This is a genomic window from Actinokineospora sp. NBRC 105648 (genome assembly GCF_030269645.1).
Taxonomy (GTDB): Bacteria; Actinomycetota; Actinomycetes; order Mycobacteriales; family Pseudonocardiaceae; genus Actinokineospora.
In genome coordinates this window covers 1-22,520 of sequence record NZ_BSTR01000078.1, presented here as the reverse complement: position 1 = coordinate 22,520, position 22,520 = coordinate 1, and the positions used below count along the sequence as shown (strand labels likewise).

Sequence of the window (22,520 nt, the reverse complement as noted above, 5' to 3'; positions counted from 1 at the left end):
TCAACGGTCATCATGACATCAAGCGAACTACCGAATCAATCTGCCGAGATCGCACCAGAGCACTGCCACTACTCGCCACCTAAAGTGACACTCCGCTACTCAAGGTGATCTTGATCTAGCCCTGCCCCGGCACCTCTGAACTGCCCGACGACAGAGGGACCCCTACACCCAACGACGCCAACTACCGCCCGATGGCCGAGGCAGTCGACCTAGCGCTGTTGTGGACGACCCGGCAGCACGGGGACAAATGTGCGATCGGGTAAGCCCACAATCACACACATATTCAGGCGACCCACGGCAATGGCTGACTAGCCAGGAAAGGGACAGCCCGCTGGGGCCGGCTCACGGCTCCTCGCCGTGAAGCACCCTGACCATCATCACGCCGAGTAACGGACCGCTCGTCCTGAGATGGAGTCTTCACTTCACCCATGTGCTCGGGCACTGTGGACCACGGCCCACACTTTGCGCCATGGGTTCGCTGCGAAGCCCGTCCGCCCGGGATAGCCTCGATGTTTGATCATTCAGGGGGTGACAGGACCGTGCGCCTTGCGCCCGAGCGCGTCCAGAACCAGGTGACCATGAACGCGTCCAGCCACATCATCCAGTCCGGGGTCATCAGCGGCGACGTCCACCTGCACTCGTCGCTGCTACCGGTCGTTATCCCCCGGCAGTTGCCCCTGACCAACCACTGGTTCTCCGGCAGGGACGTGGAACTGCACGCCCTCAGCGCCGCGGTGACCGCCGGGCACCACGTCGCCGTCATCGGCACGGGTGGGGTAGGCAAGACGAGCCTGGTGCTGCACTGGGCGCGGCACAATGTCGACCGCTACCCCGACGGGCAGCTGTACGTTGACCTGCGGGGCAAACGAGCTGCCGACGCTGTACGCGCCTTGCTCGACGGCTTGGACCCCGGCACTCGAACCCCGATGCCCAGCCTCGACGCGCAGGTCGGACGGTATCGCAGTCTGCTGGCCGGACGCCGGATGTTGGTCGTACTGGAGAACGTCCCCGATGAGGCGCAGATGGTGAACCTCCTCCCCGGCCCCGGTGACAACACCGCGCTGTTGACCAGCCGGGACCGGTTGGACGGTCTGTCAGCGAGCGCGGGACTGGAGCGCGTCAAGCTGTTCCCGCTGACCCAGCCCGAAGCGGTGCACTTGGTGGCCCGGCGGATCGGGACGGAGCGGGCGAACCGGGAGCCCGCTGCGCTGACCGAGCTGGTCCACTACTGCGGAGGGCTTCCCCTGGCACTCAGCGTCGCGGCCGGGCGGCTGGCCACACACCCGTCGTTCTCCATCGCGGCAGTGGCCGACGAGCTCAGGGACGCCTCCACGAGGATCGACGTGTTGGCCACCGGTGAGCCCGCGACGACACTGGCTGACGTGCTGTCATCATCCTTCGACTCGCTTAGTGCCAAAGGCAGGGAGCTGCTCCTGCTCATCGGGGCGGCGCCACTGCCCGATTTCAGTGTGCACAGCCTGGCGGCGCTGGCGGGAACGCGGCCCGAACAGGTGCTGGGCCCGATGCGCGAGCTGGAACGCGCGTCCTTGGTCGACGAGCACTCGCCGGGCCGTTGGCAGGTGCACGACCTCGTCCGGCTGCACGCGGCCCAACACGCGCGCGACACATGTTCGGCAACGATGCGGCTGGCCGACCACTACCTGCACTCGGCCATCGCTGCCGACCGGCACCTCGACCGCAACCGGGAGCCACTGCCGGTTGACCCGCCGGTGCCGGGGAGCCTCCCGCGCACCTTCGACGACTACGCGGGCGCCCTGGCTTGGTTTGACACCGAGCACCCGGTGGTCCTCGCTACCCAGCGAATGGCAGTCGAGCTGGGCAGGCACCGCCAAGTGTGGCAGCTGAGCTGGGCGACGCACTCCTACTGGTGGCGCATGGCCAGGACACAGGACCAAGTGGACGGGTGGCGGCTTGCTTTGACCGCGGCACAAGAGCTCGGGGACCCGTTGTGGACGGCTATCGCGCACCGGCTGCTCGGCTCGGCCAGCGCCCGATCCGGTGCACTGGACGACAGCACCTTCGACCACCTCGAACGCGCGCTCACCCTGTTCGTTGACCTCAGTGACGTCGCGGGCCAGGGCGACGTGCACCGCACCCTGGCCAGGACACACGAGCGGGCTGGCCACTTCGCCGAAGCGCTGTCGCACGCCCGGGCCGCCTTGGACCGGTACCGAGAGTTCGGCGAGCCGCACCAGGTCGCCGACGCGCTCGACCTGACCGCCTGGTGCGAGGCGAAGCTGGAGCGATTCGCCGACGCCGGCAGGCACGGGACCGAAGCACTCGACCTCTACCAGCGACTCGAGGACCACGACGGGGTGGCGACCGCCCTGGATAGTCTCGGGCACTTGGCCCAGCTCACCGGCAAGCACATCGACGCCACCGAGTACTACGAGCGTGCGTTGCACCTGTTGCGAGGCCGCAATATCTTTCACGAGGCAGGCACGCTCGACCGCCTCGGTGAGCTGTACTCCGGGCTGGGGAACGTCGCGCGAGCTCGCGCGGCGTGGCAACGGGCGTTTGAGCTCTTCAGTGCCCAATCCCGCCACGAGGACCGGGACCGGGTGCACGAGCGGCTCGCCACCCTGGGCGACGCGTGATCAGCGCGGTCAACTTCCCTACCCCGAACTGGCACTGCGTAACAGAGATGAGCAGGAACTAGCCGGGGTGCGAGAGTTCGCCGAGCACCATGCGCGATCCGCGCGGCAGCTGCAGAACAGCTCGCGGCAGCCTGACCGGATCACGCAGGCAGAGTCGACCTGGTCCGGGTCGCACATGCGGACCTGGTGGCCTGGCGCTACCAGGTTGCCACCCAAGCGCCGGGTCGGCTGGGCATCGGCATCTCACTGGACGCGGAGCGGTTTCGAGCCACCATCGACGAGCGCTGTCCGAACTTCGACCGCATCGGCTCCATCGGCCAGTTGCGGGCGGACCAGGCGTGGGACGAACGTTCCAACACATTCAGTGGCGGCCGCACACGCCAGCGCACGAGATCGTGCTTCGCTACGGTGTTGTCGGTGTCAGATGCAGCCTGACCATGCTGGTACGCCTCGGCCAGCCGTGTGCTCGTGTAGGTGGGCGAACAGATGGCAGCAAGTACGTGGGGTAGGGGCAAAGACCTCCGCGCGGGGGATCGTGCAGGAGCATCCCCCGCGTCGTGTCATCTTTGAGCATGCAGTGGCGCACTTTGTGCTGGGACACCACATCGTCCATCAGCGCGAACGCGACCTCGTTGGTGGATCTGCGTTTCCGGTGTGGTGCGGAGCGACCAGCGCTTGGACTGCCGTGCAGCAGTCGGGTGACTGGCCGTCGGCCATCGAACTCCTTCACCGATAGGCCGTGGTCGCGTTTACCTGTTCCTAGACCCCACTCGAACCGGCCGGGGTAGTGAGTCCAACTGCCGGAGGATCTCGTGCGCCTCTTGCGAAACGCTCACTGCAAGTGAGGTCGGACGCCGCTGGAGACGGACGCTGATCGTGTCGAGGGTGACGGCCAGCTGGCCGAGGAGGACGTCCGGTCGCCTGGTTCGGCTTGGTCAGGACATCCTGTCCGGAGTTCCTCCCGGTGATCCACGGTGGCCGTCGAGCGTCGTCTTTGTTGCCAGCGGTCGAACCAGTCCAGCGCGTACCGATCGGGGATCTCCTGCGTGCGGAGGTCAGGTTCTCTATCGCTCCACGAAGCCATGGTCACCCGGGACGGTGCCTCCCCCGACCGCTGAAGGGCCGCCCACTCGGTGGGGAACGACCTGACCCTGCCCGAACGCTCCGTCTCCGTCGTGCCACCAACCCCGACGACGTCATCGCCGCGCTGCTCGATGCGCCCTAGAGGCGCTGGCCATGACCATGGAAGCGTTGTGCACCCAGAGATGTCGCTACTTGGCCACCCGCACTCGGCCTGGGAGCGGCTGTGCCCCACGGCCCGATCCCTCACCGGCGACATGAGGCAGGTGGCAGGTGGTCAGGCTAGGTGCGAACCTGGCTCACCCGGGTGCAGTGCCGCGGCGAGCGACGGCCCCAGCGCTACGACGTCCGGATGCCTCGGTGACCGGCGCAACGTCGCGGCGAGCCTGTTCAGGTCGGTGCGGATCGTCGCGGAGTTGACCAGCGCGGCGTGGCCGAGCATCTCCCCGGCCAACGCGCACGCCCGCGCGACGTCGCCCGCCGCCGCGTGCGCGAGTGCCTGGCGGACGCCGAAGCGCGCCCGTGCCCGCGCCGATCCCGGGTTGATCCGGACCACCTCCCGGTCAAGTGCCGCCGCGGCTGCCGCGGGCTTGCCCAGGTCGTAGAGGCACCAGCCGGTGGCGGCGGCGACCGGGTCGGGCACGTGGCTGGTGCCGATCACCGGCCCGCCAGCGCCGTCCTCGGCAGCCTCCAGGTGCGCCCTGGCCCGGTCAAGCGCGCGCATGCACTCGGTGTGGTCCCCTGCGAGCGCGTGCCCCTGCGCCTCTCGCTGAGCGGCCAAGCCCAGGATCCGGCTCGGAGTCCCCGGCACCGACTGGGCCTGCTTGGCCAGGGCGATGGTCCGCTGGTGGTCACGGTTGTACATGGTGATCAAGGCTTGGCGGACCAACGCGTAGGCGGCGGTGTGCGTGTCCCCCGCGGCCTCGGCCGCCCGCACCGCGCGCTGGGTCCACCACATGGCCATCCGCTCGTCGCCCGCCTCCTGCGCCATCCAGCCTGCGAACTCCGCGGTGCGCGAGGACAAGGCGGCCACCGCCTTGGCGTCGGCACCTTGGCTGTGCTCAGCGAGCAGGCGCAACGCCTGTGCCTGGCCCACCACGATCGGCAGCACCGCTTGCGGGTGTGCGGTCTGCCCGATCTCCCGCGCGCTCGCCAGCATCGCGGTGTGGTGCCCGAGGTGGACCTCCCCCGCCGCAGCCGCCGGTCGCGTGACCGCCAACCCCGACAGCAGCATCGCGCCACCCATCAGCAGCTCGCGCCGCCCCAGTGGGACGAACGAACTCCCGTCCGGCGACATCGTCATGATCCACATCCCGTCGTCGTTGTCGTCCTCGGCCACTGCCGCAGGGCTGGCCGTGGTGGTGCGCACGAGCGCGGCGAGCGCCCCATCCGCGGCCAACTCCGCGTCACACCGCTGGGCGAACTCCACCGACGGGCGCGCCACCCCGGTCTCGATCCGGCTGACGTGGCCCTTGCTGTAGAAGGTCCTACGGGCGAACTCGCTGAGCGAGAGCCCTCGCGCCACTCGCATGGCGCGCAGCCTCGGTCCGAACGGCTCCGGGATGGCCACGATCGGTCCACCTTCCTCGTCCGCGACGTCGATCCACGCCGACGTCCATTGTGTAGCTCTCACGCGCCCTTGAGGACGATTGCGCGTTGCCTGCTGGAATGGGAAACGGGAAACGTCCCGCGGTGCTGACCAGGGTCCCACACTATTGGACCGTTCACCTGGAAGACGGGCGGGGTCGATGTCCAGAAACCCGCCAGTGGACATTCCAGTGGACATCGATTGGAAAATTCAAAGGGAAACGGGAAACGTGCCGCAGGCGCTTGCGCTGGAGCTGGCGTGGCCGTGAAGATGACGCATCGTCACGCCGTTCGCGCATCCGTGGCGCGTGCGCTACCCATTCGTCGCATACCGAGGTGGACCTGGTGACCCAGTCGGAGAACAAGGTGTTCATCAACTACCGAACCGCCGATGAGCCGTTCGGAGTCGCGCTGATCGACCAAGGGCTCTCCGCCCGGTTCGGTTCCGAGGCGGTGTTCCTCGCCTCGAAGTCCATTCCACCGGGAACGCGCTGGGAGGACGCGATGTTCGACGCGGTTGCGTCCTCGACCGCTGTCTTGGTGGTGATGGGGCGCAACTGGCTCGGCGACCGCTCTGAATCGGGCGGGCGCCGGATCGACGACCCGAGCGACTTCGTCCGCCGCGAGATCACGATGGCGCTGCGGCTGGACAAGCAGGTGATCCCGGTCCGGCTCGGCGTGCCGAGGGTGGACCCAGCCGCCCTGCCGGAGCCGGTGCGGCCACTGTGGGACCGGCAGGACATCTTCCTGCAGTTCCGCACCGCAGCGGGCGACCTCGACCTGCTTGCGGCCAAGTTGCGCAGGCTCGTACCCGGACTCGCCGCGACCGCCACCCCGCCTATGGCCTCGACCAGAACCGCGTCCTACCACGACCAGTCGAGCCACTATGAGATGAACGGCATCCACGTCGAGACCTTCCACGCGGGACCCAGCTTCGGCAGTGTGCCCAGGGGCGACAGATGAGCGAGCAGACACCGGAAACGGCCGCACAACCGGCCGACCCGTCGCAAGCGAACCCGACCACGCCGTCTACCCCGGAGCCGAACACGCCGCCGACGCGTGACGAGGCGCTCAACCGGCTGCGCGCCAGCACCGCCGACCTGCGCAGCGCACGCAACGAGGAAATCGTCGCCGAGGCGTTCTCCAGGGCCGGTCCCGCGGCGAATGTGAACCTCTACCACTTCTCCGGGGACTTCTCGGTGGAGGAGTTCGCCACGGGCGGCGGCACCAAGTCGCGCCGCGGCTCGGGCAAGCGCTCGCCCAAGGTGTGGTTGGACGCCGAGGTCGTACACGGGGAGCAGGAGCGCTACGCCGCGCCCGCGGACTTCGACCGCGGCGTCGACGTCGTCGACCTGCGCAACATCGTCGTGTACTCGGGTCCGGCCCGCACCGGGCGGACCGCTAGGGCGAAGGCGACGATGGTGGAGGTTATGCGCCGCAACGGTTGGCAGGCGGCCTACTGCGAGCTCGGCGCCTCGGTACTCGGCAACATGGCATGGCAACCACCGCACCGCGAGTGCGCCTACCTGGTCAGGGACCTGCCGAACGCGTCGAGCAAGTGCGCAGCGGAGTCGATCAACGACGCCTGGCTTGCGCACGCGTCCGCCCGGGCAAAGGAGCATGACGCCTACCTGGTCGTGGTGACCGGCCCGGTGCGCGGCGCGCTGGCCACCGCGACCACCCGGCAGGACTACGTGCTGACCGACCTCGACGTGCCCGACTCGCGCGAGATCGTGCGCAAGCGGATCGGCGTCGACGTCGACTGGCTCACCGAGTCCGAAGTGGAGGAGCAGCTCGCCGCGACCGACCTCGACGACATCCTCGACGACCGCGACGACCCCAGGTTCGCCACACGCGCGGCTCATGTGGTGATCGAGGCGTTGCGCGCCCGTGCTGACCTCGCCGAGGTGGTGTCGCGGCTGCGCGACGCCTCCGAGCAGGTGCGCGAGTGGCTCGGCGCCGACCCCGACACCGCCGATGTCGCGTTGGTCTTGGCTACCGCCGCTCTGGAGGGGTGCGGGTACCTCTCGGTCGCTGACGCCGCAGTCTCCCTGTACCGCAAGTTGGGCAACAACAACACCGCTATGACACCACGCTACCTGCGCGGGTTGTTGGCCGAGCGGTCCTGGATCGAGCTGGTTGAGACCGACAGCGGCAATCGGGTGGCCCGCTTCCGGCATGCCGCGCTGCGGGCGCCGGTGCTGGAACTGGTGTGGGTGGAACTCGACGGCGCCCGCGACGTCATCCTCAACTGGCTCGCTGAGCTGGCCGCGCACCGCGACGTCGAGGTCCGCGCGCGAGCCGCCTACACCGCAGGGCTGCTCGCGGCCTGCGACCTCGAACACGGCCTGCACCGGTTCTTCCTGCCGTGGGCGCAGCACGAGTCACCGGTCCTGCGGCAGAGCGCGGCGACCGGTCTCGACGTGGCGGGCACCGTCAGCGGCAGGCACGAGGTGTTCTGGACCCACGTCGAGCAGTGGGCGAATCTCATCCGCTACGACGACGACGCCCGTGAGCTCGCCGCGACCGCCGCGTTGGCCGCGGGTCGTTCACTCGGCACCGCTGACCCGAGGCGCGCGCTGCGGGTGTTGCGCACGTTGATCGACGAGGGCGACTGGGACCTGTTGGTACCGGTCGCGATCAGCACCCAACTGCTGCTCGCCGCCGACCAGCAGGGGCCGGTGATCGAGGCGCTGCGCGAGTGGACCGATGCGCCGGTCGTCGACGAGCGGGTGATCAAGGCGCTGAGCATGTTCGCCTTCGCCGCCAGTGAGACGGGAACCGGTGACCGCCCGGTGCTGATGGCCTCGGCGTGGCAGCTGCGCGACGACCTGCCCGAGCTGTGGGGCCGGGCGTTGGAGTGCGAACCGGTGCGGCGCAACGCCGCGGACGCGCTGTGGGTGTGGGTGCACAGGGCCGACACCGACCCCACGTGCCGCCCCGAGGTGCTCGACCTGCTCGCGGGTATCGCCGATCGGGGGAACCAAGACTATGCCCGCCTGTGCCACCTGCTCGAGCAGTGGGCGGACGACCGCCTGGCCCCGTCCGCAGCGGCTGACTACTTCTTGACCCAACTCCTCGAGGAAGGCGAACTGAGCGCATGAACCAGACCTACGACCCGGTAGTGGAATCCATCCCGCTCAAGCGGTTGCGGGCGGGCGGGGTCCGCGGCCCGGCCATTGGCACCGCGCTGGTGCTCGAACGCGCTATCGGCGACCCGTTGGTGGTGCGCGCCGGTGAGCGGGTGCCCGATGCCAGGACGGGCAACTACCGGGTCGCGCACCGGGTCGATGTCGCCAACCGCGCCGTCGGCACAACCTTGTCCTCGCCGAGTTCGGACTCGTCGTTCCCCTTCGAGGTAACCGTTTCCTGCGGCTGCGAGATCGTCGATCCGGTACGGGTGGTCCGCGACGGGGTTCGGGACATGGCCGCCGCGCTGCAGGCGTGGCTGACGGATCAGGTGCGCGCGGTCACCAAACGGTTCGAGCCGCTGCGCCCCGCCGACGCGGAGGCCGCTGTGGTCGCAGTCCTCTCGCGGGCCTACGCCCCCGACGGTGTGCGGTTGACCGGGTTCAGCGTGCAGGTGGAGACCAGCGATGTCGCCGAGTTTCTCTCCACGCAGCGCGAGTTGCGGGTGCTGGAGATGCGCCGCACTGCGATGCGCCCGGTCGCTGAGGGGGGTCGCGGGGAGATGCTGGCCCACGTGATGGCGATGACAGGGGGCGACCCTACGCCGATGCTCGATCGCGAGCAGGACGCCAAAGAGCACAGCACCAACGCCAGCCTGCAGGCGCTCCGAGCGCTGATGGGTTCAGAGAAGATGGAGGAGTTCAACACCTCGCGCATCAGCGAGACCGTGATGGGTGAGTTCTTCCCCAGCGGCAACCCGCTGCTGGGCGGCAAGCGCAGCGGTATCCGCGATCGGCTAGACCGCAAGCGTAAGACGATCGACGGCGCGGGGGCCGTAGTCGAGGGGGAGAGCGAGCCCGCTGCGGAGACGCCGCCGCGCAGGCGGCCCGCTGACCCGCCGAAGGACGACAAGCCCGCTGCGGAACGGCCCGCCGAAGCCGCCGCCCCGGAGGCCAATCCGAGCCGGGTGCGCGGCGTGCTGCGCCGTGAGGACGGTTGAGCGTGGACGTCGAGCCGAGCAAGACCGTTCAGGGCGCCCGGATCTGGCACCACACCGCGCCCAGGTTCGTGGCGCTGTCGGTGTGGACGGAACGAATCGCCGGACGCGGTGAGGACGCAGATCCGCTCGTCGTGGTGCACTGGCCGACGGCGCGCGGCCTGATCGCGGTGTTCGACGGCGTCGGGGGCGCTGGCCGGGCGAGCGCGGGCAGCACCCCGACCGGGCAGGAGCGGACCCAGGCGTGGGTCGCCCCTCGCCGATTGCGGGGTTTGGTTGAGGAGTGGTTCGTCGACGGCTCGTCGGTGGACGCGCTGCACGACAGGGTCGTCACCCGGCTGGCTGCCGACATCACGGTGCGCAGCAGGATGCGCGGGAGGATCCACCGCGAGTTCCCGTCCACCCTGGCAGCACTCGCCTTCACCATGCACCCGGACGGGGTGCGCTGGGACGTGGTGTGGGCCGGGGACTCCCGGTGCTACGTGGTCGAGCCCGACCGTGGCCTGCAGCAGCTCAGCCTGGACGACGTGGACGGCAGCGACGCCTTGGACCTGCTGCTGCAGGACCCGCCGATGACCAACATGGTGTCGGTCGACCGGGAGTTCGCGCTCAATCGGTGGCGCGGCCACGCGCCCGCGCCGTGCGTCCTGGTCACCGCGACCGACGGCTTTTTCGGCTATGTCAGTACACCCGCGCAATTCGAGCACGTGCTGCTGGACACGCTCTGGCACGCGCGCGACCCGGCCCACTGGGGCGAACTGCTGGCCGAGCGGGTCGCCGGCTACACCGGCGACGACGCGTCGCTCGCCGTCGTGGCGTTGGGGTTCCATGACTTCGGGGATCTGCGCGTGTCGTTCGGCAGTCGACGGAACCTGCTGCGACACGAACACGACGAACCACTGCGCGCTGCGGCGGACCGCGGTACGGACGCCGTGCACACCGCCAGGAGCGACTCGTGGCGGAAGTACCGGGGCGGGTATGAGCAGCGCTTGGCCACGACGGTGGGGGAGGACAACCGGTGAAGCTGAACCAAGTGCTCAACGGCTACCGGGTGGTGACCAGGCCGACCAACGCCGACGCGGGCAAGTGCCTGTGGGCGTTCGCGGAGAAGGGCGGCGGGGAGTTCTTCCTCAAGGAGTTCCTCGACCCGAAGATCCCCAAGGCCGACTCGATGGGCACGGTCGAGGACAAGAAGCGCCGCTTCGCCGAGTGCGAGCGGTTCGCCAAGCGGCACACCGACATCATGGCCGCGCTGCGGGCTGACGACGTGCACGCCGGGAACCTCGTGCTCGCGGTGGACTTCTTCGCGGAGGGCACCCGCTACTACAAGGTGACGCCGCGAGTCCGCCCCGCCGACATCGCCGCCCGCGACCTCGATACCCGCGGTCAGCTCGTCCTGCTCAAGACGCTGGTGGACAGCCTGGTGCTGCTGCACGCCAGGGGGATCGTCCACGGTGACCTCAAGCCGGAGAACATCCTGCTGGCACCGGCGAGGAAGGGGCCGCTGCTGGTCGCGAAGCTGATCGACTTCGACGATGCCTACCAGGCGGGCGCCCCACCGGCGGCTGAGGTGATCGGCGGCAACCCGTTGTACGGGGCACCGGAGTGGCTGCGCTACCTGCGCGGCGACCGGGGCGCCCAAGCCCGGTCGCTGACCCAGGCGGCGGACGTCTTCGCAATCGGCCTGCTGATCCACACGTACCTCTTCGGGGTCCTGCCGGGCTACGGCGAAAGCCACGAGTCGCCCGCTGCGGCTGTGCTGGCAGGCGCTCCCTTGGCGTGGGACCCGGTGCTGGGCGGTCGGATACGGTCCCTGCTGGAGTCCCTGACGGCCGCGGATCCCCGGGCCCGCCCGGTGATCGCCGATGTCGCTGCTGCCCTCGACGAGTCCGACGTGCTCAGCAGGGAAGCCGTGTCCCCGACCCCGCTGCCCGCTCCGGCGCCGAGCACTCCGCCGCCGGGTGGCGGCGCCAAGACCAGTCGGGTCCTGGTCAACACGACGAAGACCGCGCCGAGGACGTCGTCCACCCGGCTGCGCATCAACCTCACCGGCAAGAACTGAACGGGAGTACCTGGATGAGCCAGAACCAGAACCGGTCCGGCGACAACAACCTCAAGTACGCGGTGGACATCGTGCTGTGTGTCGACACGACTGCGAGCATGGGGCCGACGTTGGAGAACGTGAAGCAGAGCGCGATGTCGTTCCCCAACCGGCTCGCGCAGGAGATGGCGGCCAAGGGGCGGGGGATCAGCAGCCTGCGGCTCAAGGTGATCGGGTTCCGCGACTACGCCGACTGTGCGGAGGACGCAATGGTGGTGAGCCCGTTCCTCCGCGTTCCCGACGAACTCGACAGCTTCGAGACGACGGTCAACGCGCTGCACGCCGACGGCGGCGGTGACGAGCCGGAGTCCGCGCTCGAGGCACTCGCCCTGGCCATCGGGTCCGACTGGGAGACCGGGTTGGACCGACGCAGGCACGTCATCGTCATGTTCACTGACGCCTCGGCGCACCGGCTCGGCGACCCGAGGCACACCCGTGCCTCGACCTACCCGCAGTCGATCCCCGGCTCGCTGGAGGAGTTGTACGCCCAGTGGGGGTCAGGGCAGAGCCGCAGCGCCCTAGTGGAGAACTCGGCCAAGCGCCTGCTGATGTTCGCCCCGGAAAGCTACCCGTGGACCGACATCGCCGACGACTGGAACAACACCATCTACTTCCCCTCCGAAGCGGGTGAAGGGCTGGAGGAGTGGGAGATGGACCAGATCATCGCGACCATCGCCAACAGCCTCTGAGCACGGCGATGGTGAACAGACGTGGACTGTGGTGGTGCCAGGAGGACGGTGCCGGGTACGACGTGCGCGAGTACAACGGCGGCAAGCCCACCGGCCTGCACGCGATCTCCTGGTGGCACGCCGACGCTTTCACCCGAGTCCGGGGCTCGAACTTCTGGCTGCTGGGTCTCCCCGACCGCATTGTGATCGCCGACCAGGCCGACGCGCACGGCGCGCGCACCCAGATCCCAAGGGCCGCGTGGGTGGACGCCCACCTCGTCGATGACCCCGGCCAACCGCGGGTCCGGCTCGACCTCACGGTGACCCTGGCAGGCGTGCCCGTCACCCTCCCGCTGTGGTTCAACACTGAGCACCGGGACGAATTGCTCCTGCTGGTCGACGAGGTGGGGCTTGTCAGGGACAGCCCGGGTGGCGGGCCGCGTCACGCGCTACCCCATGCCCCCGGGCCGTCCGCGGTCGCCCCGCCCGAGCCGGCTGCCCCGCCGCCGGTCGACACCGCGGAGCCGAGAGCAGCCAAGGTGGTCGCCGCGCGCACCGAACCGGGCGAGGTACCACTGCTCGCGGTGCGGGTCGCCCCGTGCACGGACGACTGGGTGGTGTTCCGACCGGGCGAGTGCAGTGACGAGGTGCTCGACCCGGTCCGCGCACAGCCACCCGCCGCACCGTTGACGGGTGCGCGGTGAGTCCCCCGGCTGCCTGGGCGTGCTCGGAGTGTGACGCGAACAACGGGGCGGCCGCGAAGGTCTGCCGCATCTGCCACGCCCCGAAGGCGACGGCGGCGAGCGCGGTGCCGGAACCCACCGCTGTCGTGCCCAAGGTGACCTCGACCGGTGAACGCCCGGACTTCGTCGAGTCCAAGCACGCGGCCAGGGCCCCAGCGCCGCGGTCGAGCGGGAGCCGGATCCGCCTGACCGGCAAGCCGCGTCCCCGAATTGATCCCGTGGTGCCCCCGCCCGCACCAGAGCGCTGGACCAGACCGAGTAGTCGCTCCACTTCGGACTACCGGCCGCCCGAGGCGCCGGCCGAACCGCCTCGCCGCGCGAGCTACGCCGCGGCGAGCATCGACCCACCTGCACCTCACCTGGCCAGGCGGGGGTTCCCCCGGGCGGGCCACGTCGTGCGCCGCACGCTGCTCGCCCTGGTCGTACTCGGCGTGTGGTCCAACTGGGACTCGATCCTCGACGCGCTTCCCGACGCCGGTCAGGGGTCGGGCGACAACCAAGCGGTCGCCGCCCCGCTGTCCGGCACGCCGTGCCCCACCGAGGCTGCCCAGTGGATCTCCGGCGCGTCAGTGCTCGAAGGCTCGTACACCACGTCGCGGCACGTGATCACCCTGTGCCGTGACGCCGCGGGGCAGCTGCACTACGACGGTCAGCTCATCGGGCGGGCACCCAGCGCAGACTCGCACATTTCCATCCCGGCGGAGAGCACCGCGACCGGGTACACGGCCAGAAACAAGACCTACCTCTACGTGATCACGGGTGGGGAGGTCATCGTCTTCAACAACGGCACCGAGCTGTCCCGCCAGACCCTGACCCGCACCGGCCCTTAAGATCATCCTCGCGGGCGCACCGCTCGTGCGGGCTCGGTCGCGAGCGGTGCGGCCCCTGGCCACCCCGGTCGGTCAGTACCGCCAGCGCAGGCCGGAGGCCCGGCCGAGTGCAAGGTCGGTGAAGCAGGTGCGGACCTCGCCCGCCGGATCCAGCCGCACCGCTTCCGCCGCCGTTACCGGGTCTTGGACATCGCGCTGGTAGACGTCCACCAGCCTGGTGACGGCGGTCGGTGGATCGGCCGGCGAGAAGCGCACCCGCAGGTCGAACCGCTTGCACGGGTACTTCGGAACGCAGACGTAGTGCGCGCGCAACTCGTGGTCGGCGGGCAGGCGCGCGCGCACCGTGTACTCATGCGCCGAACCCCGGGCCAAGGGCCGGGGCAGGGTCAGCACCAACCGCACGCGGTCGGAGGACTCCATGGCCACGACGTGCAGCACCCCGCCGTAGATGACGTCGAAGGTCACCCTGTTCAGCACCGTGTCCGCGTCCGCCTCCGTGATGGTCATCGCGAGGTCCAACTCCGCGAGGCCGTCCCGCGCGGCGACCACCCGACGAGTCTCCAGCACCTCCGGCGTCGGACCGTCGAGCACCAGGGCGACCTTCAGTTCCTCGGTCCACCAATGAGGGTCACGTATCGTCCGTGGCGCGCCCGCCAGCAGGGCCTCAGCCACGGCCGCCAGGCCTGAGTCGGCCCACCTGCGCATGGTGCGCGACGTCCGACCGCGCTGTTGGGCGAGAATTTCGAGCCGCTCCATGTACCGCTTGCCACGAAAAGGACCTGTCTGGCTGAAGGCGGCGTCGACTGCCAGTCGCTGGTCCTCCGGCAACCGCGCGGTGGCGGCCGCAATTCGGCTGGTCACCTTGGCGCGCGCGGTCTCGACCCCGTCGGACTCCTGGAGGTCGAACACCACGCGCAGCGGCCCGAGGCGATCCGCGAACTTGGGGTCGGCGATGCCAAGGCCCGACCGCAGCTTTGTCAACGCGGTGAGCACCTCACCCAAGCCGATCTGCGCCTTCTGCGCACCGTGCGTGCTGGCGTGCGGACATGTCGAAAAGTTTCGCCAGCGGCGGCTGATCACGCCAGCCGCCGATCGGGTAGCTGGAAATCACCCGGATGCGACTCCTGTGTCTACCTCGAGTGTGGACCGCCACTTACAGGCCATCTACGGAGAGGGCTCGCTGTGACCTGGTAGTGCCAACCAGTGTCGATCTGGCAAGTTTGCCGATAGCCGAGTCGGCTTTCGCAAGAATACTAAGACAGGGAATGCTCGTCGGCTACTATCGCAAGAGTGGTCGATCATGTAACTACGTCTAGTCATCGTCGCGGCGGCGTGATGGGGGGCGATGCGAGAGGCCTGGATCGTGGGGAGTGGCAGGTGGTCATGAAGAGGTGGCGGTAGGAGTCCTGGCGGGAAGGAGCGGGAAAACAGTTGGGGCCTGTCGACGCGGCGGTGGTGCAGGTGCAGGTCTCGACGCGGATGCCGGGCTCGGCATGGCGGGTTACGCGTTGTCTGATCGGACGTCTATACCGGCGCCCGGTGGGGTGAGTTTGCCGGCAGCAGCGGCACGAATGAGACGAGCAGATAAAGGAGGTCAGTGTCCGAGCACCGTTGAAGGAGGTCGGCGGGACGCTGAAGAAGTATGGCACCTTATCGATCGACACCGTGTCGCCACCGCGGCCGACTCGACTGTGCCGCAGGCTCTTCGCCCGGAAGGGCCAGACCAAGACGCCTGCCCGGACGCGGGGGAGTGGAACTGCCGCCGAGCATCGCTGTGTTCTACGAACTGCTCCTGGGCAGCCACCAGCACCCGTTCGCCTTCACCAGCCCTGAGGGACGACCGTGGCGGCGGTCCAACTCCTGGCAACGCTTCTGGCGTCGGTATCCCGGAGGTCGCCCGCCGAGCGTGCCTGAGGCAGAAGATGAAAGGGATCGCCGGACCCACGACCACGTGACCGAGGTGATACGCAAGCAAATCCTCGACGCTCTGGAATCTCGGTGAGATGCGACTCTCGTCGCCTTGGCGACCCGGAGCGGTCACGACTAGTGACGTGGTCCCACACCCGAAGCTGGCGTTCGTGCAGCTGAAGATCGACTATCAGCGCGGTAAGAATCCGGTTGACCCTATTGTCACCCCACTTGATCACTGAAGTCTTGCTACTCTTGACGGGGATAAGGCTTGTCGCCAGTAGAAATGTTGTTTCCAGGAGAACGGCCAGTAGGTGGACGCCGAGCCCGCTCGCGAGGTGGTCGTAGCAGGTCTGCGCCCGCCGCAGGGCGTCGGCTCAGGCGCTCTGCGGGCCAAAGGCGTTGGCGGTCAACCCGGCGCAGGTGTATGCGGTCCAACCGGGCTCCGCCGCGACGGCCACCGGCGACAAGTTCCTCCAGGCGCCGGACTCGGGTCTGTTCGTCGGCACGTTGAAGGACGCCATTGTCGCCGCGGGCACCGCCCAGCGGGTCGCGGTGACTGGGCCGGGCCACCGCGGGCCACCTGCGCACCTCAGCGCCGTCGCGAGCACCGACCAGGGCGAGCCGATTGTGCTCCACGACTGGGATTTCACCTGCGACGGCACAGACAACCAGCGGCCCCACCGTCACGCACGCCTCCGGCGCGCCTGGCACCTAGCACGTGGTGGTGCTGGTGCAGGCCAAGAGCGAGCTGTCCGGCACGGCGACGGCGTGCTTCGCGGTGGCCCAGGCCCCGGGTATGCCGCGCAACGCCCGACCGGCAGGTGATCCCCCGATGGTCCGCGCCGACCAGCACGACGGCGAGCTCCCAGCGGGCGAGTTGGCCCCGCAGGCGACTCCCAATGCTCCGGTTTCGGGCGGGGAAAGCGCGAAGTGGGAGAGCCGGGACAACCTCACGGCGACCGGTGGCGAACCTCGCGAGCGGTAGGCTCGCCGGGATTCCTCCTGCGTGCGCGGCGCAGGAGCTCAGCCGCGCAGCCGCATGGCACGCAACGCCGACGGTGGGGCTTCGACGTTTGCGCGAGAACCCACGGGAGCGCTGCGGTTCCGTTGTGATCTAGTGTTCCCTGCCCTCCGTTCAGAGGGTGAGTGCTGGACGGATCGGAGCCGGTAGTGGATCTGGTGCGGGAGTCGGCTTCGGCGGGCCGGGTCGTGCTGTGGGAGGAGTCGGCCCGCGATGGCGCGCAGGCGAAGACGCTGATGGCGCCTGACTTCCGGGTGCGGTTGGCGGTGGAGCAGGGGCGGATCTTCGGTGCTGACGGGCCGCGGCACGTCGTGTTCGCCGCGGGGTTCCCGGCGGTGTGCGCCGAGGAGTTCGAGGCGGTGCGCCGGGTGGCGGTGGAGGCCGAGGGCGCGGTGAGCGTGGCCGCGGTGTGCCGTGGGACGGCCGTGGACGTCCGGCAGGCCGTGGCGTCGGTGCGGGGCAGCGCGCACGCGCGGGTGATGGTGGTCGTGCCCGCCTCCGAGGCGATGGCCCAGGTCATGACCCACCGCGGCGCTCGCGAGGCGCTGGACGCGGGGGTCGCGCTCGTCGAGGAGGCGCGTGGGCGTGACGATGGGGTGGCGGTGGACCTCTGCTTTGCCGACGCCTCCCGCGCGGACCACGGCCTCATGGCCGACTACGCGTCGGCGGCCACCGCGGCCGGGGCGGGGACAGTGATCCTGGCGGACACCGTGGGCGACCAGCTCCCGTCGGACGTGGCGGCGATGTTCACCCGGGTAGGCGCCGACAAGGACGTGGTGCTCGCCTCGCACCTGCACAACGACCTGGGACTGGGCCTGGCCAACACCCTCGAGGCCGCGCGGGTGGGGGTGCGGGTCCTGTCGAGCTCGTGGCTGGGCCTGGCCGAACGCGCGGGCATGGTGGCCACCGAGCAGTTGCTGTTCCTGCTCGCCTACCGGGCCGAGCGCATCCGGGCCTTGCTGGGCGAGGACGCCGATCCGTGGTGGACGCCCCCGGACCTGACCCGGCTGCCCGTGATCGCGCGGATGGTGTCGGCGGAGACCGGGCTGCCGCTGAGCGTGACCACCCCGGTGGTCGGCACCGGCGTCGGCACGATCTCCACCGGCACCCCGTTCGTCCACCCGGACCTGTTCCAGCCCTACGACCCCCAAGCGCTCCTGGGCATTGCCCCGAGCGTTGTCCTCACCCACCTGGCCAGCGCCCGCGTGGTGACCGCGGTCGCCGCCCGGCTCGGTCACGACCTGGATCGCGAACAGGCCCGGACGGCGATGGCCTGGGTCAAGACGCGGGCGTACCGCACCGGCCGGGCCACCGTTGAGGAGAGCGCGTTCGCGAGCTACCTCGACGGGATGTGTGAGGGCGCGCGGTGAACCCCGACCTGGGCACCGTGGACGCCGACCGCGCCCGCCGCACCCTGCACACCGGCGCTGCGGTGGTACTGCCCAACCCGGCCCCGCTGACCTACGTCACCGCGGCCACCGACCCGCGTGCGGTCAACACGGTCAAGGGCAGGCCCGCCGAGCAGGCCGTGGCGCTGTGGGCCCACGACCCCCAGACCTTCGCCACCCTCGCCGACGCCCTGGCCCTGGACCCGGACCACCGCGCCCTGGCCCACCGCCTGCTCACCGACGAACGCGTGACCCTCCTCGTACCGCTGCGCGGCACGGCCGGCCGTCCTGCCTGGCTCGCACCCGCCAGCCAGGACGGTTGGGCCCTGCTGTTCGGCACCCGGTGGCCGCCTCTGCTGCCCGTGCTGGCCGAGTTCCCGATCCTCTACGTCAGCAGCGCCAACCGCACCGGCCACCCGCCCGCGGCCACCGCGGCGGATGCCATCGCGATGTTCCCGCCGCACACAGCCGTGCTCGGCACCGGATCACTTCCCCAGGCCGAGCACGTCGACGCCGCCCGCAGCGCGACCACCACCCTCCGCCTGCACCCAGACGGGCGGATCGACCTGCACCGCAACGGCGCGCAGGACAAGCCCTATCCGAGCGCCGCCCACTACCTCGACAGCATCCGTTCCGCTCACCGATCGCGGTAAGCGCACCAACCAGCAGCGGCCTCCCGCAGACCGTCGCAGGCTCCTAAGTGGACGGCAAGGGTGGGCCCTTTCAGTTGCAGCACAGAGGATTGGCCGAGGTGGTGTGCCTGCGGAGGCCTCGGCGCCAGAAGCCTGCTGGATCAGCAGGCGTCCTGCCGGGCTGGGCGGTTCTGGCGCGCAGTCGCGGAAACCTTGTTGCCCCAACGTGTTCCGCTCCGAGTGATGGGCGCCTGGGTCACGCCCGGGCGTAGCGTTGCGCCAGCACGCGGAGCAGGGGTCGCAGCTCGGCCGGGGACTCGACGGTGAAGTCCATGCCGAGCATGCCTGCGAAGACGGCCACCGTCTCCAGTGAGTCCGCGCCGGTGACCAGCACGGACGTGGTCGCGTCGACCGCCTCGACGACGCCCACGGCGGGGTTGATCCGGGCCAGCACGGTCTCGGCCGGGGCGTCGACGCGCAGCCGGGCGTGCACGTTCCACCCGCTGCTGGCGACCCGGCGCATCGCGAACGCCGTGTAGTCGCCGTCCTCGATCGGGGTCGGGGTGAAACGGCGGTGGGTGCGCATGCGCGGAATGACCCGGTCAGCGCGGTAGACGTCCCACTCACCGGTGGCCGGGTCGCGGGCGACGAGGTACCAGCGGCGCTGCCAGGACAGCAGCCGATACGGCTCGACTACGCGCGCGGCGCCGTCGTAGTCGAAGCGCAACTGCTCCACACCGTGGATGGCGGTCGCGACAGCGCGCAGCACGTCCGGGTCGACCTCCGGGTCGGGGGCATCGGTGGCGGTGTTCTCCGGAGCGTGCTCGACGGCCGAGGACAGCGCCTCGACCGCGGGCCGCAGACGCGGGGGCAGGACCTGCTCGAGCTTGGCGAGAGCGCGGCCACTGGCCGCCTCGATGCCCGCGATGCCACGCCCCGCACGCAGCCCGATGGCCACCGCGACCGCCTCCTCGTCGTCGAGGAGCAGCGGGGGCAGCTTCCCGCCCGCGCCGAGCCGGTAGCCGCCGGTGGCGCCCCGGGTGGCGTGCACGGGGTAGTCCAGGCCGCGCAGCCGTTCGATGTCGGTGCGGACCGTCCGGGTCGTGACGCCGAGGCGCCCGGCCAGCTCGGTGCCACTCCACACCGGCCGCGACTGCAACAACGACAGGAGGGCCAGCAGCCGAGCAGGCGTGTCGGTCATGAGTTCTCCGCCAATTAGGAAGGAAACGTTCCTATATGCACTCTAGCGTTGGTGCCATGACGAACACGAGCATCCGCCCCTTCCGCGTCGAGATCGCCCAGGCCGAGCTGGACGACCTGGCCAACCGCCTCACCCGCACCCGCCTGCCCCAGCCCGCGCCCGGGGACGACTGGGCGACCGGCACCCCCAACCACTACCTGCGCGACGCCGTCGCCGCGTGGCGGGCATTCGACTGGCGCGCCGCCGAGGAGCGGATCAACGCGCACCCGCACTTCGTCACCGACATCGAGGGGCAGCCGATCCACTTCATCCACGTCGAGTCGCCCCACCCCGACGCGACCCCGCTGCTGCTCCTGCACACCTACCCGGGCTCGTCCGTCGACTACCTGGACATGATCGACCAGCTCGTCGACCCGGTGGCGCACGGCGGTTCGGCGGAGCAGGCGTTCCACCTGGTGATCCCGGACGCGCCCGGCTTCGGCTTCTCCACCCCGGTCACCGAGGCCGGCTGGACGTCGGCCCGCACCGCCCGCGCCTACGACACCCTGATGCGCCGCCTCGGCCACGAGAGCTACGGCGCACACGGTTCTGACCAGGGCGCGGTGATCGCCCGTGAGCTGGGTCTGCTCTCCCCGCCGGGATTCCTCGGCCTGCACGTGCTGCAGCTGTTCTCCTTCCCCTCCGGCGACCCCGCGGAGTTCGAGCGCCTGACGCCGCAGGACTACGCCGGGCTCGAGCACATGAAGTGGTTCCAGAAGGTCGGCGGCTACAACACGATGAACGCCAGCCGCCCGCAGACCGTCGCCGCGGGCCTGAGCGACTCCCCGCTCGGCCTCCTGGCCTACAGCGAGCTGTTCAACTCCTTCGGAAACGGCACCTCACTGGTCCCGCTGGAGGCGGTGCTGCTGGCGGTGTCGGTGGCTTGGTTCACCAACGCCGCGGCAGGTATGACCCGCTCGTACTACGAGAACGCCGAAGCCCCCGGCGCCACGGCGGTCAACACCGCCCCGACCGGCGTCGCGGTCTTCGCCGACGACTTCCAGACGATCAAGGTCTTCGCCGAGCGGGACAACAGCGCCATCACCCACTGGAGCCGATTCGAACGCGGGGGCCACTTCGCCGCCCTGGAGGTACCCGAACTCGTCGCGGCCGACATCCGCGCGTTCTTCACCGCACAGCGCTGAACCGGGGTACACCGGACCGTGAGTTGATCATCTCGAAGCCCGGCCCACGAGGACTGCCCAGGACGCAGATCGCGCACGGACAGGGTTTTCGCGCCCGTCTGTACATATGAGATCGACTCACGGGAGACTGCTGCCATGCGGAAACTGACCTTCGCCATGAACGTGACCCTGGACGGCTACACCGCCGCGCCCGGCGACGATCTCGGCTGGAGCGGGGGTGAGGGGCCGGACTCGTCGCCGAGCGACGAGCTGTTCCAGTGGTGGTCCGACCGGGTGGCGGCGACGGGCCTGGCGCTGTACGGGCGCAAGCTGTGGGCGGGGATGAGTTCCCACTGGCCGACCGCCGACCAGCAGCCCGACGCCACACCAGCGGCGATCGAGTACGCCCGCCGCTGGCGGGACATGCCGAAGGTGGTTTTCTCCTCGACGCCCACCCCGGTCGACTGGAACACCCGCCTGGTAACCAGCGACGCGGTCACCGAGATCACCCGGCTCAAGGCCGAGGACGCGGGCCCGATGGACATCGGCGGCGCGACACTCGCCGGCGCGGCCATGCGGGCCGGCCTGATCGACGAGTACGTCCTGGTCACCGTGCCGGTCCTGGTGGGCGGCGGCACACCGTTCTTCACCGCCCTGGACAACTGGGTGAACCTGACCCTGGCAGAGACCCGAACATTCCCCGGCGGCGTCCTACTAACCCGCTACGAGACGAGGCGATAAGCCCGAGCCAGACGATCCGCTCGTAAGACCAAGTCGAGGTCATTCCTGCTGTGCTCGCCGTGACCCTCGCCGTGAGGAGACCTTTCCCCCGGAACCTTCCTCGCGTTCCGAGTGAGCCGTTGCCCGACCCGCTGAAGAGAAGGACCACGCGCGCCGCGATCGAGGAGTGGGCCGTCGGTGCGGGTTTCCGGTCGGTGGCGACTCGTGGATGGCGGGGGTGCGGCGCTGAGGAATCGCGCCGTGGTGGCGCCGGGCCATGCCTGTGGCGGCTTTCGTGAACCAGGCCACGGAGACCGCCAGCGGCACCGTTTCCAGTGGGACCAGCGAGGTGTTGCTGCCGACGACGTGGAACAGCTCGCTGTAGGCGAACTGGCCGCGGGGGAGTCGCTGACGCCCGGAGGCCTTGCCCAAACCGTTCGTGGACAGGGCGTTGCAGCGGGTCGGGGACGTCATCGCCACGGCGATCAAGGCCAAGCGGGCACTGCCCCGTCGACCAGATCCGACAACTCCTCAAGGCGGACCGGCCGGTACCGGTGCCCCCGCTGAACCTGACAGGCATAGGCGGGAAGATCCGCATAGGGCGCCCTAGTACGGCAGCCGCCATTTGGGTTGTGACCTGCGGGAACGTGTGGTGGGGCCCGTGTTCGACGTGGAGCAGCCGCCTGTTGATCATGTGTTTGTGAAGACGACAGGATCGCAGGCGGCTGCGG

Annotated in this window: 18 protein-coding genes; 15 read left to right on the top strand and 3 right to left on the bottom strand. The window is 69.7% G+C overall.

Translation table 11 applies throughout. The features are described 5' to 3' along the window. Positions 1-539: 539 nt before the first annotated feature. Both QSK30_RS35465 and QSK30_RS35460 read left to right on the top strand, forming a co-directional pair. Complete coding sequence (locus QSK30_RS35465) at positions 540-2,618, top strand: tetratricopeptide repeat protein (protein ID WP_285509800.1); 2,079 nt, start codon at positions 540-542, stop codon at positions 2,616-2,618. 186 nt (positions 2,619-2,804) lie between these two features. Beyond that, the gene (locus QSK30_RS35460; protein ID WP_285509799.1) at positions 2,805-3,053 is read left to right on the top strand and encodes a hypothetical protein; all 249 of its coding nucleotides are present in this window, start codon (positions 2,805-2,807) and stop codon (positions 3,051-3,053) included. A gap of 922 nt (positions 3,054-3,975) precedes the next feature. Here QSK30_RS35460 and QSK30_RS35455 read toward each other — a convergent pair. Next, positions 3,976-5,268: a helix-turn-helix domain-containing protein gene (locus tag QSK30_RS35455; RefSeq protein WP_285509798.1), complete on the bottom strand. Its 1,293-nt coding sequence runs from the start codon at positions 5,266-5,268 to the stop codon at positions 3,976-3,978. Between the two features lie 362 nt (positions 5,269-5,630). Here QSK30_RS35455 and QSK30_RS35450 point away from each other — a divergent pair, with 362 nt between their 5' ends. Genes QSK30_RS35450 through QSK30_RS35415 form a run of 8 tightly spaced genes read left to right on the top strand, consistent with a single transcriptional unit; the run spans position 5,631 to position 13,753 of the window. After that, positions 5,631-6,248 (top strand): toll/interleukin-1 receptor domain-containing protein, encoded by a 618-nt coding sequence (locus QSK30_RS35450; RefSeq protein WP_285509797.1) that lies wholly within the window; start codon positions 5,631-5,633, stop codon positions 6,246-6,248. Further along, the gene (locus tag QSK30_RS35445; RefSeq protein ID WP_285509796.1) at positions 6,245-8,389 is read left to right on the top strand and encodes a hypothetical protein; all 2,145 of its coding nucleotides are present in this window, start codon (positions 6,245-6,247) and stop codon (positions 8,387-8,389) included. The genes QSK30_RS35450 and QSK30_RS35445 overlap by 4 nt, the downstream gene beginning before the upstream one ends. Next, positions 8,386-9,414, top strand: a complete 1,029-nt coding sequence (locus QSK30_RS35440) for a hypothetical protein (protein WP_285509795.1) — start codon at positions 8,386-8,388, stop codon at positions 9,412-9,414. Before QSK30_RS35445 ends, QSK30_RS35440 begins: the two co-directional genes overlap by 4 nt. Positions 9,415-9,416: 2 nt before the next feature. Next, positions 9,417-10,433, top strand: coding sequence for a protein phosphatase 2C domain-containing protein (locus tag QSK30_RS35435; protein WP_285509794.1), 1,017 nt, complete (start codon positions 9,417-9,419; stop codon positions 10,431-10,433). Further along, positions 10,430-11,473 (top strand): protein kinase domain-containing protein, encoded by a 1,044-nt coding sequence (locus QSK30_RS35430; protein WP_285509793.1) that lies wholly within the window; start codon positions 10,430-10,432, stop codon positions 11,471-11,473. The genes QSK30_RS35435 and QSK30_RS35430 overlap by 4 nt, the downstream gene beginning before the upstream one ends. Before the next feature lie 14 nt (positions 11,474-11,487). Continuing rightward, positions 11,488-12,201: a vWA domain-containing protein gene (locus tag QSK30_RS35425; protein ID WP_285509792.1), complete on the top strand. Its 714-nt coding sequence runs from the start codon at positions 11,488-11,490 to the stop codon at positions 12,199-12,201. Between the two features lie 8 nt (positions 12,202-12,209). Continuing rightward, positions 12,210-12,884 (top strand): hypothetical protein, encoded by a 675-nt coding sequence (locus QSK30_RS35420; RefSeq protein WP_285509791.1) that lies wholly within the window; start codon positions 12,210-12,212, stop codon positions 12,882-12,884. Then, on the top strand, positions 12,881-13,753 hold the full coding sequence (locus QSK30_RS35415) for a hypothetical protein (RefSeq protein WP_285509790.1): 873 nt from the start codon (positions 12,881-12,883) through the stop codon (positions 13,751-13,753). Before QSK30_RS35420 ends, QSK30_RS35415 begins: the two co-directional genes overlap by 4 nt. A gap of 72 nt (positions 13,754-13,825) precedes the next feature. Here the strand turns inward: QSK30_RS35415 and QSK30_RS35410 are convergent, their stop codons facing one another. After that, positions 13,826-14,734, bottom strand: coding sequence for a hypothetical protein (locus tag QSK30_RS35410; RefSeq protein WP_285509789.1), 909 nt, complete (start codon positions 14,732-14,734; stop codon positions 13,826-13,828). A 1,660-nt stretch (positions 14,735-16,394) separates the two neighbouring features. Between QSK30_RS35410 and QSK30_RS35405 the strand changes: the two genes are divergently transcribed. From QSK30_RS35405 to QSK30_RS35395, 3 genes are all read left to right on the top strand, one after another. Further along, positions 16,395-16,649 carry a hypothetical protein gene (locus QSK30_RS35405; protein WP_285509788.1) on the top strand — a complete coding sequence of 85 codons (255 nt, stop codon included), beginning with the start codon at positions 16,395-16,397 and terminating at the stop codon, positions 16,647-16,649. A 185-nt stretch (positions 16,650-16,834) separates the two neighbouring features. Beyond that, entirely contained in the window at positions 16,835-18,055 is a 1,221-nt protein-coding gene (locus tag QSK30_RS35400; RefSeq protein WP_285509787.1) for a hydroxymethylglutaryl-CoA lyase-like TIM-barrel protein, read from the top strand. Beyond that, positions 18,052-18,726, top strand: coding sequence for a Sua5/YciO/YrdC/YwlC family protein (locus tag QSK30_RS35395; protein WP_285509786.1), 675 nt, complete (start codon positions 18,052-18,054; stop codon positions 18,724-18,726). Before QSK30_RS35400 ends, QSK30_RS35395 begins: the two co-directional genes overlap by 4 nt. Positions 18,727-18,961: 235 nt before the next feature. On the opposite strand, the gene QSK30_RS35390 is transcribed toward QSK30_RS35395, so the two are convergent. Then, on the bottom strand, positions 18,962-19,906 hold the full coding sequence (locus QSK30_RS35390; protein WP_285509785.1) for a helix-turn-helix transcriptional regulator: 945 nt from the start codon (positions 19,904-19,906) through the stop codon (positions 18,962-18,964). 56 nt (positions 19,907-19,962) lie between these two features. On the opposite strand from QSK30_RS35390, the gene QSK30_RS35385 reads away from it, so the two are divergent. Both QSK30_RS35385 and QSK30_RS35380 read left to right on the top strand, forming a co-directional pair. Next, on the top strand, positions 19,963-21,090 hold the full coding sequence (locus tag QSK30_RS35385; RefSeq protein ID WP_285509784.1) for an epoxide hydrolase family protein: 1,128 nt from the start codon (positions 19,963-19,965) through the stop codon (positions 21,088-21,090). A gap of 135 nt (positions 21,091-21,225) precedes the next feature. Then, a complete protein-coding gene (locus QSK30_RS35380; RefSeq protein WP_285509783.1) occupies positions 21,226-21,810 on the top strand; it encodes a dihydrofolate reductase family protein in 585 nt (194 codons plus the stop codon). Positions 21,811-22,520: the final 710 nt, after the last annotated feature.

Excerpts from the sequence above, each read along its gene's own strand:
- QSK30_RS35445 (WP_285509796.1), top strand. The coding sequence starts at position 6,245 with ATGAGCGAGCAGACACCGGAAACGGCCGCACAACCGGCCGACCCGTCG.
- QSK30_RS35440 (WP_285509795.1), top strand. The coding sequence starts at position 8,386 with ATGAACCAGACCTACGACCCGGTAGTGGAATCCATCCCGCTCAAGCGG.
- QSK30_RS35425 (WP_285509792.1), top strand. The coding sequence starts at position 11,488 with ATGAGCCAGAACCAGAACCGGTCCGGCGACAACAACCTCAAGTACGCG.
- QSK30_RS35420 (WP_285509791.1), top strand. The coding sequence starts at position 12,210 with ATGGTGAACAGACGTGGACTGTGGTGGTGCCAGGAGGACGGTGCCGGG.
- QSK30_RS35390 (WP_285509785.1), bottom strand. The coding sequence starts at position 19,906 with ATGACCGACACGCCTGCTCGGCTGCTGGCCCTCCTGTCGTTGTTGCAG.
- QSK30_RS35385 (WP_285509784.1), top strand. The coding sequence starts at position 19,963 with ATGACGAACACGAGCATCCGCCCCTTCCGCGTCGAGATCGCCCAGGCC.
- QSK30_RS35380 (WP_285509783.1), top strand. The coding sequence starts at position 21,226 with ATGCGGAAACTGACCTTCGCCATGAACGTGACCCTGGACGGCTACACC.